Here is a 15,643-nt window from a genome sequence, read left to right as displayed (position 1 = left end):
TATCTTCTGACACACTGGGTCTGGGTCATCACGCCATGTCACAGGCAGCTTCTGGCGAGCCAGGACGTCACCTAACGGTGAGTCATCGTCATCACTCCCCGGGCTCTATTGTAACCAGCGGCTTGTGAAATGTGAACCTCTCAGACGGTATTCACAACATATACCTCAGTTTCTATTACATGGAATGCTAGATTCCTATAGGCGTGAGAAAGACTCGTGAGTGACGGCCTCAGCCGCTACCGGATGCGTCATCCAGTCTCCGAGTCTTTCTTTCCAGCTTAATGTTTTGGAGAAGCCGTATTCAAACAGCTTGCGCGTTTCCTCAAACCTGGCTTCCTTCGTCGGCGTTCCCATAACGACGGCAATCAGCCGCGTCCCTTGTCTCTCCGCCGTGCCTGTAAAGCAGTAGCCAAGCTGTTCGTTGTACCCTGTTTTCAACCCGTCTGTGCCCTCATAGGAGTAGGGACCTCTCAAGGAAGGGAGCATCCAGTTCGTGTTGCTTAAGTATAAATCACGTCCCACAATCTTCAGTTGAGTCTGGCTCGAGGCAGTGAGAACATCGGGATGATGATCAATAAGATGAGCAGCCAGCAGCGCCGTATCTCTTGCTGTCATTCTAGTCCCTTCATCCTGCCCGGAACCGGCCTTCCCGCTTCCCCGGCCATCAATCGCGGATGCGCTGCTAAAGCGCGTATGGCTCGACAGTCCGATCTCCTTCGCCTTGGCGTTCATCCGCTGCACGAAAGCCTTCTCGGAGCCGGATGCATGCTGAGCCAGCGCCATAGCGGCATCATTGGCCGAGTAAACCGCTACGCTTTGAAACAGCTCGCGAACGGTTAGTACATCGCCTTCTTTAAGAGACAGCTGAACGCCTCCGATGGTGGATGCTTCCTCGCTGATGGCAACCTCGTCGTCCCAGGATATTCTTCCGGCCTTGAGATCTTCGAGAATGATCAGCTCTGTCATCAAATTGGACATGCTTGCCGGCGGCAAAGGCATCTCTCCATTGTGATTGACAAGAATCCGCCCTGTGTCAATCTCCATCAGAACGACCGCTTGCGCGTTGATGGCAGGCTTAAAACCGAGGCGTTCTGTATTTGAAAATAATACCGTACCGACAAATATCACGACTAAACCTATGCATAGGATAATAAGCCACCGTTTTTTCATCATGAAAAAGCCCTCCGTATATATAAGACGGTTGAAAACGGCGTTTGGTCTGCATTTTTTCAAAAAAAGTTAAGTGGAAATTTATGTAACGCGGTATCATTGGCCATGACAAACAGGCCTCTTCGAGTGAATCACTCGAAGAGGCCTGGCATCTAGTCTGCAAATATGAGATTTCGATGATTTGTATTAAGCGTAGTGGCAGGCAACAAAATGATTGTTGCCCACATTCCGGTACTCCGGCACCTGCTGTTTGCACAGGTCGGAAGCCAGCGGGCAGCGAGTATGGAACTTGCAGCCTGAAGGCGGGTTCGCCGGGCTCGGAATGTCCCCTGTGAGGACGATCCGTTCTCTCTTCAGCGTCGGATCCGGAACAGGCACCGCAGACAGCAGCGCTTTCGTGTACGGATGCAGCGGATTACGGAACAGCTCTTCCTTGCTCGCCATCTCCACCATCGATCCGAGGTACATAACTCCTATCCGGTCACACAGATGCTCCACCACACTAAGATCATGGGAGATGAACAGATAGGTCAGCTGTTTATCCCGCTGCAGATCGCTCAGTAGGTTAATGATTTGTGCCTGAATCGATACGTCCAGTGCGGAAACCGGCTCGTCGGCAACGATGAAATCCGGGTTCATAATCAGCGCCCGTGCAATCCCGATGCGTTGGCGCTGACCACCCGAGAACTCATGCGGGTAACGGTCATAGTGATACGCTGCAAGTCCGCAGATTTCCAGCGTTTCAATAACCCGGTCCTTCAATTCTTTTCTGCTTACTAACCGATGGTCAATAAGAGCCTCGCCAATCGCCTCACCGACCTTGATCCTTGGGTTCAGGGAGCTGAATGGGTCCTGGAAAACAATTTGCATTTTCGGACGCAACGTACGCATTTTCTCCTTAGGCAGCTCATGAATATCTTGCCCTTGGAAGATGACCTTGCCTTCCGTCTTTTCCAGCAGTCGCAGAATGGTACGCCCGATGGTGCTCTTGCCGCAGCCTGACTCACCCACAAGACCGAAGGATTCACCCTTATTGATCGTGAAGCTAACGCCATCTACCGCTCGAACATGGCCTACCGTACGCTGCAGAATGCCGCCGGTGACAGGGAAGTATTTCTTCAGGTTATTAACTTCAATCAGCGCTTGACTCATTCTACTTTCCCCTCCTCTTCATACAGCCAGCAGGCAACCTTATGGCCGTTCGGATCAGTACCAAGCGGGGGTTCTTTCTCCTTGCAAATCTGCATGCAGAATTCGCAACGATCATGGAAATGACAGTTGTCTCCAAGATCCACCGGGTTTGGAACCTGTCCCGGAATCGAATACAATCGCTCCTGCTTTTGGTTAATCACCGGCTTCGCTTTCAGCAGGCCTTTCGTATAAGGATGCTTCGGCCTTTGGAACAGCTCGATCACCGGCGCTTCCTCAATGACCTTCCCTGCATACATAACAACCACATAATCAGCCATCTCGGCCACAACACCGAGGTCATGAGTAATCAGCATGATGGCGGTGTTAAATTTCTCCTTGATATCACGCATCAAGTCGAGAATCTGGGCCTGGATAGTAACGTCCAGCGCCGTTGTCGGCTCATCCGCGATCAGAAGCTTCGGATTACAGCTAAGCGCAATCGCAATCATGATCCGCTGGCGCATACCGCCACTCAATTCATGCGGGTAAGAGTCAAAGATCTTCTCCGCACGCGGAATACCTACAAGATTGATCAGCTCAATCGCACGCTGTTTCGCTTCCTTCCGATTGACAAGCTGGTGAAGCATAATCGGTTCCACGATTTGCTCTCCAATCGTTAGAACGGGATTGAGTGAGGTCATTGGCTCCTGAAAGATCATGGCAATATCGTTGCCGCGAATCAAGCTCATATCACGCTTGCTCATCTTCAACAGATCTTTGCCTTCAAACAGGATCTCTCCTCCAACAGGAGGAACGTCAATCAAACGCATCAGCGACATCGCAGTCACGCTTTTACCGCAGCCGGACTCACCAACTACACACAGCGTTTCGCCTTCGCGAATTTTGAAACTCACATCGTCGACGGCTTTCACGGTGCCTGCTGAGGTTTGAAAATGCGTTTTTAAATTTCGAAATTCAACTAAATCTTTAGCCATATCGCATCTCCTACTTCTTCATTTTCGGGTCAAGGGCATCCCGAAGTCCGTCACCGATCAGATTAATCGCCACAACGGTAACCAGAATACATGTGCCAGGTGGAATCCATAACCATGGTCTTTTACGGAAATCAATCAGGTTGTTCGCTGCAGTAATCATATTTCCCCATGATGGCGTTGGCGGCACGACACCAATGCCGAGATAGCTCAGTGCGGATTCTGATATGATCGCACCGGCAACAAAAAGGGTTGCTGAAACAATAACAATCGGAATCGTATTGGGCAGCAGATGCCGGAAGATCTTCCGGCGGTCTCTAAGACCCAGCGCCTCGGTTGCTTGCATAAATTCCTGCTCACGGAGCGTCAATATTTGACCGCGTACGAGACGGGAGATACTACTCCACCCCAATACACCAATGATCACCATTAGAAAATAAATTCGTCTACTAGGATCAACCTTCAAATCAGACAATATGGTACCTAGAATAATCAGGATCGGAAGCGTTGGCAATGCCATGAAAATATCCGCCATACGCATGATGAGTGTGTCTACCCATCTGCGATAGAATCCGGCCAATGCGCCGAGCGTCGATCCGATGAGAACGGCAATAGCCATTGCCACAAGTCCGACTGTCAGGGAGATACGTCCTGCAAGCATCATACGCAGTAAAATATCGCGCCCCATCTTATCGGTTCCGAGCCAATACTTGGAGCTTGGCGGCAGGTTTTTATCCTGTACATTGGTATCAAGCACATTATAAGGCGAAAATAAGGGCCCAATAAAGCAAAGCATAAACATAAAAACAATGATAACCAGCCCGATGACAGCAAGGCGATTTTTGGAAAAGCGGCGAATAGCCATTCTCCACGGGGAATCCGGCTGTCTTTTCGGAGCTGTTAGATTCGTCTCTAACGGTGCAGTCTCTGCGGACAAATGAATCTCCTCCTACTTTAAGCGAATTCTTGGGTCAGCGACTCCATACAAGACATCAGACAACAAGTTGCCGACAAGTGTCAAGATAGAGATAAAGATCGTGAAGCCGAGCATAAACGGATAGTCCCGCATACTGATCGATTCCAGATACACCTGACCAACCCCTGGCCAAATGAAGATTTTCTCCAAAATGATAGCTCCGCCGAACAGTCCCGGCAATTCAAAGCCCATCAGTGTGATCGCTGGCAGCAGGGCATTACGAAGCGCATGCTTGAATATAACAGTGCGTTCCTTCAATCCTTTGGCACGCGCTGTCCGGATGTAATCCTGACGAATAACCTCCAGCATGCTGGTACGGAAATAACGAGTCAGGCTGCCTGTGCTAAGCATGGTAAGAACCGTTACTGGCAATATCATATGCCAAGCAATATCCATCAATTGTTCCCATGTACTTCCGTTCATTCCGGACGTCGTCATGCCACCCACCGGGAACCATCCCAGATCCAGTGCAAAGAACTTGATGAGCAAAAGTCCTATAAAGAAAGAAGGCAGCGACATACAGAGGAAGACAAAGAGCGTAATCAGCTTGTCTAACAAGGAGTATTGGAATTTCGCAGAGAAAACGCCGGCAAAAATCGCAATAATCCAGCTAAACATCAAAGAAAAGAACGCAATGAAAAAGGAATTCCAGACGTAATTCCCCATCACGGTTGTAACTGGCTTTTTGTGCTGAAGGGAATCTCCGAGATTACCCTTTAACATATTGCCTGCCCAGGTGAAATAACGTTCAACCGGCGGCTTATCTAAACCATAAATTTCCCGAAGCTGCGCTGCCTTCTCAGCAGACATCGTCGGGTTGTTCACTGCGGTGATGTAGTCTCCAGGCACCATTGCTGATATTGCAAATATAAGAATCGAAATTCCGATCATTGTCGGAATGATCTGCAGCAGCCTCCGGATAATGTACTGCTTCATAATATTCCTCCCGGCTTATAAGTGGATATGCCCAGCTCTTGCGAGCTGAGCATATATTTCCTGCTGTTATTGTTCAATCTCGACTTTGTACAGTTCAAGAGTGAAGTTTTTGTATGGCGTAATATCCAATCCTTTGATTCTGCTGTTGATTGCCCAGCCGTCACGTCTTTGGTAGATGAGAAGAGCCGGAACATCTTCATTCAGAATTTGGTAGGACTTAGCGTATGCCACCTTACGTTCTTCCAGGTCAAATGCTTTCAGACCTTCCTGCATAGCAGCATCGTATTCTGGATTAGAGTATCCAAGATCGTTCTGCTGACCATCTGTTTTGTATACTGTGCTATCCGGATCTGGTGTCAAGCCCCAAGCTGCGAAGAACATTTCGAAGTCGCCTCTGTCCTTCTTATCCATGATGGCGTTGAAATCCAGCATCTCAGCTTTAACCGTAATTCCGAGATCTTGGTAGTTCTTCGTCATAATAGGAATCATGGCATCAATTACAGGGTTATCTGCCGTTGCGGAGAAGTCAATTTCAAACTTCACGCCGTCCTTCTCGCGAATACCGTCAGCACCAACTACCCAACCAGCTTCATCAAGCAGCTGCTTCGCTTTTTCTTGATCAAATTCATAAGGTTCAATACCTTCGTCAGAGTAAGACCAAGACAAGTTCGACTGAGGAATATTCAATACGTTAGCATATGGACCATAGATGATTTCTACAATCTCGGAACGATTCAAGCCATACATAAGCGCTTGACGAACCTTCTTATCTTGGAATTTAGGGCTCTCATGGTTCATTGCTACATATCCATAACCGTTCGTCCGGAAGAGATTAAGGTCCATGAAGCCCATCCCCATAACCTCTGCAACACTGTCCTCATTCACACTAATCATGTCAACATCGACTTCACCGGATTGCAGCATAGCCAATCTGGTTTCTTCGGTTGTTGTTTTGTAAATCAGGTTTTTGATTTTTGGTGCGCCCAGGAAGTAATTAGGATTGGCTTCCATTACTACTTCTTGCCCTGGTTTGAAATCTTTCAAGATGTATTGACCACTGCCGATTGGTTTGTCATGCAGTTCAGTCATATAACCGAGTTCACCAAATTTATAGTCTTTGCCGTAGTAAGATTCAGGCATGAAACGTATGGTCGCCAAGTCATCCTTGGTCATAGCTGTAGCTTCTGTAACCGTAATTTCGATCGTATGATCGTCGATGATGTTAATACCGGAGATCTCATCCGCTTTGCCATCATGATAATCTTGACCGCCTACAATGTGGGTAGTGAAAATATCAGACTGACCGTCATAGCTAGGATCATGAAGAACCTTCAGCGCGAACGCAAAATCCTTAACTGTTACCGGTGAACCATCAGAGTAAGTGACACCTTTCTTCAGCTTGAAGGTATACTTCAACTTATCTTCGGATACTTCGATGCTCTCAGCCAGACGATTCGAGTAAGTGCCGTCATCGTTCAAGACGGTCCAAGCATCAAACAAAGTGTCTACAACATATCTGTCATAAGCCGTTTGCCAGTAAAGCGGGTTGAATACCCCTTTTGGCGCTGTCATACCTACAATCAGCGTGTCTGTGCGAGACAGGGCGGTTTGCGGGTTTTTAGAAGGATCCTGAGCTTCGAAATAACCTTCGCTTTCAACTCCTTCTTCAGCTGCCGGCGTTTCTGTGTTTTCGCCGTTGCCTTCAGTTTGTTCTGTTTGCTCCCCTTGACTTGGCTGTTCTGCTGTCTGACCACCGCCGGAGCATGCTGCCAGGAACGTAACCGTCATGAGCATGATCACAAGCAGTAACGACATTTTCTTTTTCATGCTAATCCTCCTTCTAAATAATGATAATGCTATAAATTATCAGGACGAATATTGAAATCATCCTTGAATAATTTCGGGAATGGGTTCATAGCTGTCGAATCTTGTTGAGAAAATAGTGAAAGACTTACAGAAAATATACCATTGGTCAATTAGTGCCAAAGTCTCTAGCAACCTGGTGCCTATAAAATTAATGTTATGATACGTGTAAAATTAGGTAACGTCAATTACTTTTTTGCAATTTTTAAAAAAAACATGTTTTTCGCGGTCCAAAAGAGGTTAATGAATTGGTTTGCTGCATCGTTAATCCTAAGTTTACTTAAAATGTATACAATATCAACCTCCATTTAACATTTTCTAACTGTACTGCAGCAATCAGCATGCAACCGATGTAAACTTATGTTACGTAAAACCCCTTAATCCGTCAATAGTAAACCTCAAATTCTAATATATGGCGATTTTAACGTTATGTTTATGTCATTTATAATTACACATATAATATTGCAAGATGCCCCTTCATTCCTAGACAACCCTAGTAAAAAGCCCACCTGTTCTTTTAACCTAGCGGAAAAATCGGAATTATTGGCCGTTGTGACCCGTGGCAGAAATTATAACCCCAATGTGCTGCGAGATTCCATCCAACATAAAAAATCCGGCCCTTAGGCCGGATCGTTCTCGTTCTCTTACCCGTCTTACCCGTTTGCATGGTTCGGAGCTTCATATGTCACGGATCCACCCCTGTCGCTCGATCATGCTTGATCGCGTACTAGACGTGTTTCACCCAGGCTTGCTTCAAGTCCATTTCCTCAATGCACTGCTGATGGTCATGCTTGTCATCCGCAATGAGCGGTGTGACCGGATATACTCGCATAGGCCCATGATAAGTGCGCAGCAACGGCTCGATCGCGTATATGCCCTTTCGCTCGGGGTCAAGCCAGTGATCAATATCATCCTTCGTCAATATCGCCGGCATCCGCGTATCAAATTCCCGAATGGTCACATTCGCTTCCGCCATCAGCAGCGTACAGGTACGCATCTCATTTCCCTGCGCGTCCCGCCAGGTCTCATACAGTCCCGCAATGCCAAAAAGCTCCTGGGCACCGATGACCGTGCGAACCGCATAGCTTTTCTTGCCTACTGTCCGCCAATAATACAATCCGTTACACGGAATGATACAGCGTCTTGTGTCTATCGCTTTCCGGTAGGTCGGGTTCTGATGCACGGTGTGCAAATTCGCATTGACCGCATCTTTTCCCCAATACGGCACCAGCCCCCAGCGGTATTCGTCGAGCGTCCGCTCCTCCTGCTCCTGCAGCACTATCGGAACCGTCTGTGTCGGACTGATGTTGTAACGGCTTTTATAATAATACTTGACCCGGCTTATTCCAAAATGTTCACTGACCTCGTCGAGCCCTGCCGACAAGGAGTAACGTCTGCACATGGGGATTCCTCCTTTTTCCTTTAGCCTTTGGAATGGGCAGGAGGATTATGCATGACCATACAAGATTTATCATCTACCATCTCATGTACGTTTGTTTCCTCTGAGTGGACATCACCGTGTACTGGTCCGCATCTGCAAGCTCCCCGACGGGGACGTATGCTTCGCGTTCTCAGTGAAGACCGCTTTGTAATAGGACCGATGTTTATGTTGAAAAGACATGTCCTTGCTGGCGGAAGCGCTCCTTGCTTCCTGCCTAATTTCTTAGCCCCGTTGGCGATGTAATGAAAGTAATTTAAGATAAATAAATTTCAGTTTTCAGGAGAGCTGTAAACTCGCCTATATATAATAGAAGGAATTTTTTCGAAGGATGGCTTGATTCAACCGTTTAAGCAGGCTTTGCACGGAGATGACCCCCATTTCCCTATATTGCATATGTATTTTCTATAATAGACACTGTCCATTATAAAAAGACATTATTTCAGGGCTTTAAAACTTTCAAGCGTTACTCCAACCTTGCAATTAATATGACATATTGCTTCTTTCAGTGTACGCGCTCAGGAGACAATGTCCTGACAGCGGACACAGTGTAACCTCTTCTTATCTTGAAACCGTTCCGCTCCAGCGCAGCTGCTCGATCTGCAATCGTAAACGCAGTCTTACACCTATCTGGAAGGAACAAAACAGTACATAAAAAAGCGGCCCCGCCTTGTTCGGCTGGACCGCTTATTCCCTCAACAGATTATTCTGTTGTGTATGGAAGCAATGCAATTTGACGGGAGCGTTTGATCGCAATCGTCAGCGCGCGTTGATACTTCGCGCTTGTGCCCGTTACACGGCGAGGCAGGATTTTACCGCGCTCGCTGATGAATTTCTTGAGCAGATCTGTATCTTTATAGTCAATGTGAGTAATTTTGTTCACAGTGAAGAAACATACTTTACGACGTTTGTTGCGGCCGCCACGGCGAGCCGGTCTTTTGTCGTTGTCTCCGCCTTCTCTTTGTTTAAAAGCCATGCTTTGTCAGTCCTTTCCGTATTAAAATGGCAAATCATCATCCGATATGTCAATCGGTTTTCCTTCGTCGGAGAAAGGATCCTGATTGTTGCGCGAATAACCGCTGCTATTGCCGCGGTTTCCACCGCCGCTTCCGCCGCCGAATGGTGATTCCTCACGAGGTGCAGCACCTCCGTTGTTGTCACGGTTGGACTCCAAGAAACGAACATTGTCCGCAATAACTTCAGTAACGTATACACGCTTACCTTCGTTGTTCTCGTAGTTCCGCACCTGAATGCGCCCTTCCACAGCTGTTAGACGGCCTTTGCGCAAGTAGTTCGCGCAAGTCTCCGCCAGCTGCCTCCAGGTCACGATTGGAATAAAATCCGCCTCACGCTCTCCGCCTTGTGCGGTGAACGGACGATCTACAGCCAGTGTGAATTGTGTGACAGCAACACCTGAAGGAGTATATCTCAGCTCGGGATCCCGAGTCAGTCGGCCAATTAAAATGACGCGGTTCAACAATCCAATCCCCTCCCTAGAACGAATCAATTACAAAGTCTGGTCGTTTCACGTATTAAGCAACGTCGTTCGTGATGAGATAACGAATAACTTCGTCAGAAATTTTCATCAGGCGCTCAAGTTCGGCTACAACTTCTGGAGTTGCACTGAAGTTAACCAGAACATAAACACCATCACGGAATTTCTTGATCTCATACGCAAGACGGCGTTTACCCATTACATCATGCTTTGTAATTTCTCCGCCGTTGGAGATGATGCCTTGGAATTTTTCGACTGCAGCTTGAACAGCTTCTTGTTCAATGTCAGGACGAATAATGTACATCACTTCATATTTGCGCATATCTTTCACCTCCTTATGGACTTCGGCCCTCAATCCCATGTTGAGAGCAAGGAGCGAGCCTAACTCGCACCAATATACTATAGCAGAACGGATGATCGGATGCAAGTGCTGGCGCTCTTTCCCTGCCATGAAGCGATTGATTTTGGAGAACGATAATTAATGCACTACAACTATATAGAAGGATGGTGACGGATATGGGAGAACAAAGCGAGTTCCATGCCGGGGATACAGCTCCCAATGACGGCGTATACATCGAATCCGGCGTACGTGACCGCGTGATGGGGATCGAGGATCCACAGCAGATCAAGCTCAAACGCGGAGACACCTTTCCCGAGAACACCAATGATGATCGGGTATGGGTCAACAAGAGGCGGGTCCAGCCAAAATAAACCTGTTCCATGACCACGCATAAAAAGCCAGCGATTGCACATGATAACATCAGGCGGTGCATGAGAGAGGTGTGGTTCCGTTGAACGTAACAGCTGAACGACGCATAGGATATCTGATTTTGCACTTCATGCAAGCGCAAGGGAACTAGCAGCAGCTTCTCCGTTAGGTAAAGCCAGGCAGTTGCCGTAGTTTGCTACTCCGTGTAGAATGCCAGAATTCCAATTCACAAGCACCGCCTAACCAGTGGAAGGACCTAGAAGGGTCCTTCCTTTTTTTTGATCTGCAGCAACCGAATATGAGCATAGAGAAGAATTCCTGCCCTCTCCTGCTCAGGTACAGAGGTCGAGACCTTCGCGGAGGAAGACGCTCCAACCCCAAATTATGTGCTCTACAATATCAAAAAATACCCTTCACTTGATCGTGAAGAGTATCTAATCTCTAAGATGTTAGCTGCTGATTATCATTCAAAAGCACGCTAACTATGTATGAGGTTGTACATAAACCGCTTCAGCGAATATGTTAACGGGAATGCGGAAAGGGTGGGATTCGAACCCACGCACGCCTTGCGACGCCTAGCTGATTTCGAGTCAGCCCCCTTGGACCTCTTGGGTACCTTTCCACAGCAAGATTTATTATACCATGAGGACTTGATTAGGTCAATAGGCTTGTCTCGAATTGTGGTGTAAACTTATCCTGATTTTGTGCTAATTTTAAATTTATACTTTCCTTTATGCATAGTCCTATTATGCGTCAGGCGTAGCTCTCACTGCTCCCCTTCCCCCTCAGCGCTGGCGGCAGAGCGAATGACCTTCTTCATATTCTTCTCAAATTTGGCGCGCGGGATCAGCACACTGTGCTGGCATTTCGTGCATTTGATACGAATGTCCATTCCCATCCTAATAATTTCCATTTCATTATTGCCGCAAGGATGCGGCTTTTTCATCTGAACGATATCCCCCAATTGAAATACCTTGCGCTCCATAGCTCCAAGCTCCTTTATATTCTACTTCTATGATCTCTATCTATCTCTATTATATAACATACAGCCGCGGTGACGCCCAACTTATGCATCAGAGGCAGACTCTTCTCGCTGTTGATCCTCCAATGCCTGTTTAAGCTCCATATAGATTTGGCGCTCGACGAGATCCCGGGCATTCGGGCTGCATTCGGCCACAATCCGGATCGTATACTCTGCGGTACCGAGCGCTTGAATGCCGAGGATGTCCGGTTCCTTATGCAGTTCAGGGCAGCGTTCCTGAAGCCCTTGCAGCGCCTCCTGAATCATCGAGATGGTGTCTTTCACCTGCTGCTCATTCTTCATCGGCAGATCCACAACAGCCAGTGAATTGGAGAGGGAATAGTTCGTAACACTTGTAATCATTCCATTGGGGATGATATAGGTCTCTCCATTCAAGCCCTTCACCCGTGTTGTCCGCAGTCCGATCATCTCTACCGTGCCTCGATACTCCCCGATTTTGATCACGTCACCGACTGCAAATTGATCCTCGAATATAATGAAGAATCCGGTGATCACGTCCTTCACCAGGCTCTGTGCGCCAAACCCGATAGCCAGGCCAAGCACACCCGCTCCAGCCAGCAGCGGCCCCAGCTTGAAATTGAACTCTGCCAGGATGATCAGAATCATTATAAAATTGCAGACGATCGCCGTTCCATTCTTGAGCAGTTCCCCAACAGTGACAAAACGTCTGGCATTGACATGTATCCGGCTTCTCTCCTGCCGCACCATAAAGTTGTCTATCATCCTGCACACAATTCGAATTACAACGCGCGTGAGCAGAAAGATGAGGACCACCCGGATGACAGATAACAGGACGTCCATCCACATCGCCTCATTCGTGAACCAATTCCACACCATGGTTTTCCACTTGTCGGTCTCATCCCGAAGGTCGCTCTCGAGGCTAGCCAACATATATAAATCGATACCCTGGCGCATGTCTACTCCTCCTACTCGTCGATACCGACATATAACTGATCTTCATTCAGTTTGAAAATGCCGCGTATCTCCACCTGTTCATGAACAATGATGTCCTGTACATCATTTAACGCCTCTGGCGGAAATTGAATCGACAATGCGCAGCCTGCTGTAATCTCTTTCGGTGTAGGAAACAGGTCAATCTCTATGTCTGCATACTCCAGCAGCATCTCTGCTCGCAGCGCCTGCTGAGTGGAATCAAAAGCGATCAGCATCGCACCTTCCACTATGTCATCCCTCCATGTTTCCATCCTCTTCACTATGCCCTAATCATGCCATCGCTACCCGAAGCAATCAGCCTGATTATACAGGATGAGAATGCCTTATGTATGTCTCTCCTTCCGTCTTATGATCAGGAAGAATCGACTTTTCATTTCATTTTAATTCCCAAAGTATAAAAACAATCTTTCATCCATATACTGATACTACCAAAAGCAGATGAAAGGAAGATTCTATGAACCGGTTATCCAAGATAACGTCTCGCGCGGAGACTTCAAGTTTAAAATTACCACATACCGATCCGGAAATCCATTCAGCCCTTATTCATCGTTTGCTGCTTCATTTATCCGCAGCCGGCGTTCAGCATCGCCCTCTGGTCATTGTGTGCATCGGGACGGACCGGTCAACAGGAGATTGTCTTGGCCCCCTGGTTGGAACCTCTCTCGCCCGCTATCAAACTTCCATGTTCCATCTTTACGGCACACTGGATGAACCGGTCCATGCCATGAATCTTGAGGACACCTTGAACTCTATTTATACCAGATTTGATAATCCGTTTATCATCGGCATTGACGCATGTCTTGGACAATCCTCCAGCGTAGGCTCCATTCAAATCTCTGACGGCCCGCTGAAGCCAGGAGCAGGTGTACATAAAGAATTACCGCCTGTCGGCGACATCCATGTTACGGGAATTGTCAACGTAGGCGGCTTTATGGAATACTTCGTGCTGCAGAACACACGGTTAAGTTTGGTCATGCGTCTGTCGGAAATCATTTCCGATTGTGTCTTTACAGGGATTAAGGAGTGGAGCCGCTCTATCCGTCTTGCCGCGCAAGATTGACAGCCTCTTTCTCCTCCGGAGACAACGGATACTTGGACTCCCCTTTTTCCACAGGCTTCGCGTACACATAAGAGCTCTCCCGGTTATGCAAACCGGTTAAGACAACGCCATCCTCATGCTCACTGAGTATAGCCAGGGAGAAGCTCATATCGTTGCCACGCTCGCCAAAAGCATTATAGCGAATGATGCCAACCTTCGATTTCATCCCTTTCAATTCTTTGGTGATAGATTCCAGCATGGTCTGATGCCGATTCTGACTCTCTTCAGCCTGATCAACCTGGATCTTCAAGTTAACAAGCAGCGACTCCAGGTCTTCCACACCGCTGCCGGCCATCATGGCCTCATACCGACGTCTCATTTTCCTCAGCTTAAAGCCTTGAACCATCACTGTAATCCATAAGATCAAGATGATCATGACCATTACGACGACAAACCAATGCAGCTGCTCCATGATCAATTCATTCAACTCTGCCATGCTTTCTTCCTTTCTCTTCTTCATCTTGACCTGTCTCTTCAGCCATGAATTTCCGACATCGCCATGATCAGGCGATCCACATCCTCTTTCGTCGTTGAGTAGCCCACACTTGCTCTTACCGCTCCGGTCTGTTCTGTACCAGCGGCCATATGTCCGAGCGGAGTACAGTGGTAACCGGAACGCACGGCGATACCATACTCCCGGTCCAGACGGAACGCAAGTTCCGACGCCCCTAGCCTGTCCGATGTCAAAGCAACGATGCCTGTTCGTGCCTCTCCTAACCGGGGACCGAGCACACGAACGCCGCGAAGATGAAGCATCGCCTCCATCGCATACTGCGTAAGCTCCCACTCATGATGATATATCGCAGACGGCGTCAACTCCAGCACTTTTTTTATCCCGGCCTGTAATCCGGCATATCCTATCGTATTCGGCGTACCCGCTTCATAACGATCCGGCCGAACTGAAGGTTGGTCTATCGATTCCGACTGACTTCCGGTGCCGCCATGCAGCAAAGGCTCAAGCTCCACATCCGGAGCGATGTATAGCCCCCCTGTCCCCTGCGGGCCAAGCAATCCTTTATGCCCCGGGAAGGCCAGCAGGCTAATATTCATCTCCTGCACCCGGATATCCAGCATGCCTGCACTTTGCGCTGCATCTACAAGCAATACAGCGCCATGACGTTTGGCGAGTTCCCCAATCTCAGCCACTGGAAGGATGGAGCCAAGCAGATTGGAGCTGTGACTGCACACGACCATTCTCGTATTACGGCGAAAAGCTTCCTTCATCCGGTTCATGTCCAGGTGACCCTCTTCATCCACCGGAATATAATCAACCTCGACTCCCCTCGTCCTTCTCAAGTATTCAAGCGGACGCCGGACCGAGTTATGCTCGATCATCGTCGCGATCACATGATCTCCTTGCCGTAAATAGCCTTTAAGCGCCAAATTCAACGCTTCGGTTGTATTGGAAGTCAGTGCAATGTCATTCGGGTTGTTCACACCGAACAACTGGGCCAACGACTTTCGTGTCTCATATAGAACCCTGGAGGCCTTCACAGCCATTCGGTGACTGCCTCGCCCCGGATTGGCTGCCGCCTCCTCCATCGCAAGCCTCATCGCCTCCATCACCTCAGGCGGCTTGGGCCACGAGGTAGCTGCATGATCCAGATAAACGATAGTATCCATATCGTCTCTCCCTCAGTTTAAGAAAGACATCCCTTACCCTTCCCGCAGGAATTACCGACATGTCTTTGATTTTATAATGATAAAACAGCACTATAGCTGATGAATATTCACAGTGACGCAACAGTGACTCCATCGATATCATCATTTCATTTTGCCTTCGAGCTTATTCGACCCACTTATATCACCACAATAGGTCGTTATAGTTCCACACCTAT

General features: G+C 48.0%; 17 protein-coding genes and 1 tRNA gene. 2 read left to right on the top strand and 16 right to left on the bottom strand.

Annotated features, from left to right (window positions below; all coding sequences use genetic code 11):
- Positions 1–195: 195 nt before the first annotated feature.
- The 10 genes from CHH67_RS18440 to rpsF all read right to left on the bottom strand — a co-directional run bounded on the left by CHH67_RS18440 (position 196) and on the right by rpsF (position 10,323).
- The gene (locus tag CHH67_RS18440; protein ID WP_179292163.1) at positions 196–1,173 is read right to left on the bottom strand and encodes a D-alanyl-D-alanine carboxypeptidase family protein; all 978 of its coding nucleotides are present in this window, start codon (positions 1,171–1,173) and stop codon (positions 196–198) included.
- Positions 1,174–1,356: 183 nt separating this feature from the next.
- Entirely contained in the window at positions 1,357–2,322 is a 966-nt protein-coding gene (locus CHH67_RS18435) for an ABC transporter ATP-binding protein (protein ID WP_095266672.1), read from the bottom strand.
- A complete protein-coding gene (locus CHH67_RS18430; RefSeq protein WP_095266671.1) occupies positions 2,319–3,296 on the bottom strand; it encodes an ABC transporter ATP-binding protein in 978 nt (325 codons plus the stop codon). The genes CHH67_RS18435 and CHH67_RS18430 overlap by 4 nt, the downstream gene beginning before the upstream one ends.
- A gap of 10 nt (positions 3,297–3,306) precedes the next feature.
- Positions 3,307–4,230, bottom strand: coding sequence for an oligopeptide ABC transporter permease (gene opp4C / locus CHH67_RS18425; protein WP_095266670.1), 924 nt, complete (start codon positions 4,228–4,230; stop codon positions 3,307–3,309).
- Between the two features lie 12 nt (positions 4,231–4,242).
- Complete coding sequence (locus CHH67_RS18420; protein WP_095266669.1) at positions 4,243–5,205, bottom strand: ABC transporter permease; 963 nt, start codon at positions 5,203–5,205, stop codon at positions 4,243–4,245.
- 66 nt (positions 5,206–5,271) lie between these two features.
- The gene (locus CHH67_RS18415; RefSeq protein ID WP_095266668.1) at positions 5,272–7,032 is read right to left on the bottom strand and encodes an ABC transporter substrate-binding protein; all 1,761 of its coding nucleotides are present in this window, start codon (positions 7,030–7,032) and stop codon (positions 5,272–5,274) included.
- Positions 7,033–7,795: 763 nt separating this feature from the next.
- A complete protein-coding gene (locus CHH67_RS18410) occupies positions 7,796–8,470 on the bottom strand; it encodes an SOS response-associated peptidase (RefSeq protein ID WP_095266667.1) in 675 nt (224 codons plus the stop codon).
- Positions 8,471–9,209: 739 nt separating this feature from the next.
- A complete protein-coding gene (rpsR, locus tag CHH67_RS18405) occupies positions 9,210–9,482 on the bottom strand; it encodes a 30S ribosomal protein S18 (protein WP_006207333.1) in 273 nt (90 codons plus the stop codon).
- Positions 9,483–9,503: 21 nt separating this feature from the next.
- A complete protein-coding gene (gene ssb / locus CHH67_RS18400; protein WP_095266666.1) occupies positions 9,504–9,986 on the bottom strand; it encodes a single-stranded DNA-binding protein in 483 nt (160 codons plus the stop codon).
- Positions 9,987–10,038: 52 nt separating this feature from the next.
- On the bottom strand, positions 10,039–10,323 hold the full coding sequence (gene rpsF, locus CHH67_RS18395; protein WP_095266665.1) for a 30S ribosomal protein S6: 285 nt from the start codon (positions 10,321–10,323) through the stop codon (positions 10,039–10,041).
- Between the two features lie 194 nt (positions 10,324–10,517).
- Between rpsF and CHH67_RS18390 the strand changes: the two genes are divergently transcribed.
- Positions 10,518–10,712 carry a YjzC family protein gene (locus CHH67_RS18390; RefSeq protein WP_095266664.1) on the top strand — a complete coding sequence of 65 codons (195 nt, stop codon included), beginning with the start codon at positions 10,518–10,520 and terminating at the stop codon, positions 10,710–10,712.
- A gap of 532 nt (positions 10,713–11,244) precedes the next feature.
- On the opposite strand, the gene CHH67_RS18385 is transcribed toward CHH67_RS18390, so the two are convergent.
- From CHH67_RS18385 to CHH67_RS18370, 4 genes are all read right to left on the bottom strand, one after another.
- A tRNA-Ser gene (locus tag CHH67_RS18385) sits at positions 11,245–11,332 on the bottom strand.
- A gap of 144 nt (positions 11,333–11,476) precedes the next feature.
- Complete coding sequence (locus CHH67_RS18380; RefSeq protein WP_095266663.1) at positions 11,477–11,695, bottom strand: DUF951 domain-containing protein; 219 nt, start codon at positions 11,693–11,695, stop codon at positions 11,477–11,479.
- Between the two features lie 81 nt (positions 11,696–11,776).
- On the bottom strand, positions 11,777–12,667 hold the full coding sequence (locus CHH67_RS18375) for a mechanosensitive ion channel family protein (protein ID WP_413773639.1): 891 nt from the start codon (positions 12,665–12,667) through the stop codon (positions 11,777–11,779).
- Positions 12,668–12,678: 11 nt separating this feature from the next.
- Positions 12,679–12,921, bottom strand: a complete 243-nt coding sequence (locus CHH67_RS18370) for a putative Se/S carrier protein (protein WP_155618994.1) — start codon at positions 12,919–12,921, stop codon at positions 12,679–12,681.
- 239 nt (positions 12,922–13,160) lie between these two features.
- On the opposite strand from CHH67_RS18370, the gene yyaC reads away from it, so the two are divergent.
- The gene (gene yyaC, locus CHH67_RS18365) at positions 13,161–13,766 is read left to right on the top strand and encodes a spore protease YyaC (RefSeq protein ID WP_095266661.1); all 606 of its coding nucleotides are present in this window, start codon (positions 13,161–13,163) and stop codon (positions 13,764–13,766) included.
- Here the strand turns inward: yyaC and CHH67_RS18360 are convergent.
- Together CHH67_RS18360 and CHH67_RS18355 are read right to left on the bottom strand one after the other, a co-directional pair.
- On the bottom strand, positions 13,741–14,241 hold the full coding sequence (locus CHH67_RS18360) for a DUF4446 family protein (RefSeq protein ID WP_095266740.1): 501 nt from the start codon (positions 14,239–14,241) through the stop codon (positions 13,741–13,743). The two genes, yyaC and CHH67_RS18360, sit on opposite strands and share 26 nt — an antisense overlap.
- Before the next feature lie 38 nt (positions 14,242–14,279).
- Complete coding sequence (locus CHH67_RS18355; protein WP_095266660.1) at positions 14,280–15,428, bottom strand: aminotransferase class V-fold PLP-dependent enzyme; 1,149 nt, start codon at positions 15,426–15,428, stop codon at positions 14,280–14,282.
- Positions 15,429–15,643: the final 215 nt, after the last annotated feature.

This window comes from Paenibacillus campinasensis (assembly GCF_002272015.1).
Lineage (GTDB): Bacteria > Bacillota > Bacilli > Paenibacillales > Paenibacillaceae > Paenibacillus_AQ > Paenibacillus_AQ campinasensis.
This window is presented reverse-complemented; position numbering and strand designations above follow the sequence as displayed.

Excerpts from the sequence above, each read along its gene's own strand:
- CHH67_RS18370 (WP_155618994.1), bottom strand. The coding sequence starts at position 12,921 with ATGCTGATCGCTTTTGATTCCACTCAGCAGGCGCTGCGAGCAGAGATG.
- CHH67_RS18375 (WP_413773639.1), bottom strand. The coding sequence starts at position 12,667 with ATGCGCCAGGGTATCGATTTATATATGTTGGCTAGCCTCGAGAGCGAC.
- CHH67_RS18360 (WP_095266740.1), bottom strand. The coding sequence starts at position 14,241 with ATGGCAGAGTTGAATGAATTGATCATGGAGCAGCTGCATTGGTTTGTC.
- rpsR (WP_006207333.1), bottom strand. The coding sequence starts at position 9,482 with ATGGCTTTTAAACAAAGAGAAGGCGGAGACAACGACAAAAGACCGGCT.
- rpsF (WP_095266665.1), bottom strand. The coding sequence starts at position 10,323 with ATGCGCAAATATGAAGTGATGTACATTATTCGTCCTGACATTGAACAA.
- CHH67_RS18355 (WP_095266660.1), bottom strand. The coding sequence starts at position 15,428 with ATGGATACTATCGTTTATCTGGATCATGCAGCTACCTCGTGGCCCAAG.
- yyaC (WP_095266661.1), top strand. The coding sequence starts at position 13,161 with ATGAACCGGTTATCCAAGATAACGTCTCGCGCGGAGACTTCAAGTTTA.
- CHH67_RS18430 (WP_095266671.1), bottom strand. The coding sequence starts at position 3,296 with ATGGCTAAAGATTTAGTTGAATTTCGAAATTTAAAAACGCATTTTCAA.
- CHH67_RS18435 (WP_095266672.1), bottom strand. The coding sequence starts at position 2,322 with ATGAGTCAAGCGCTGATTGAAGTTAATAACCTGAAGAAATACTTCCCT.
- CHH67_RS18390 (WP_095266664.1), top strand. The coding sequence starts at position 10,518 with ATGGGAGAACAAAGCGAGTTCCATGCCGGGGATACAGCTCCCAATGAC.
- CHH67_RS18410 (WP_095266667.1), bottom strand. The coding sequence starts at position 8,470 with ATGTGCAGACGTTACTCCTTGTCGGCAGGGCTCGACGAGGTCAGTGAA.
- CHH67_RS18415 (WP_095266668.1), bottom strand. The coding sequence starts at position 7,032 with ATGAAAAAGAAAATGTCGTTACTGCTTGTGATCATGCTCATGACGGTT.
- CHH67_RS18380 (WP_095266663.1), bottom strand. The coding sequence starts at position 11,695 with ATGGAGCGCAAGGTATTTCAATTGGGGGATATCGTTCAGATGAAAAAG.
- CHH67_RS18440 (WP_179292163.1), bottom strand. The coding sequence starts at position 1,173 with ATGATGAAAAAACGGTGGCTTATTATCCTATGCATAGGTTTAGTCGTG.
- CHH67_RS18420 (WP_095266669.1), bottom strand. The coding sequence starts at position 5,205 with ATGAAGCAGTACATTATCCGGAGGCTGCTGCAGATCATTCCGACAATG.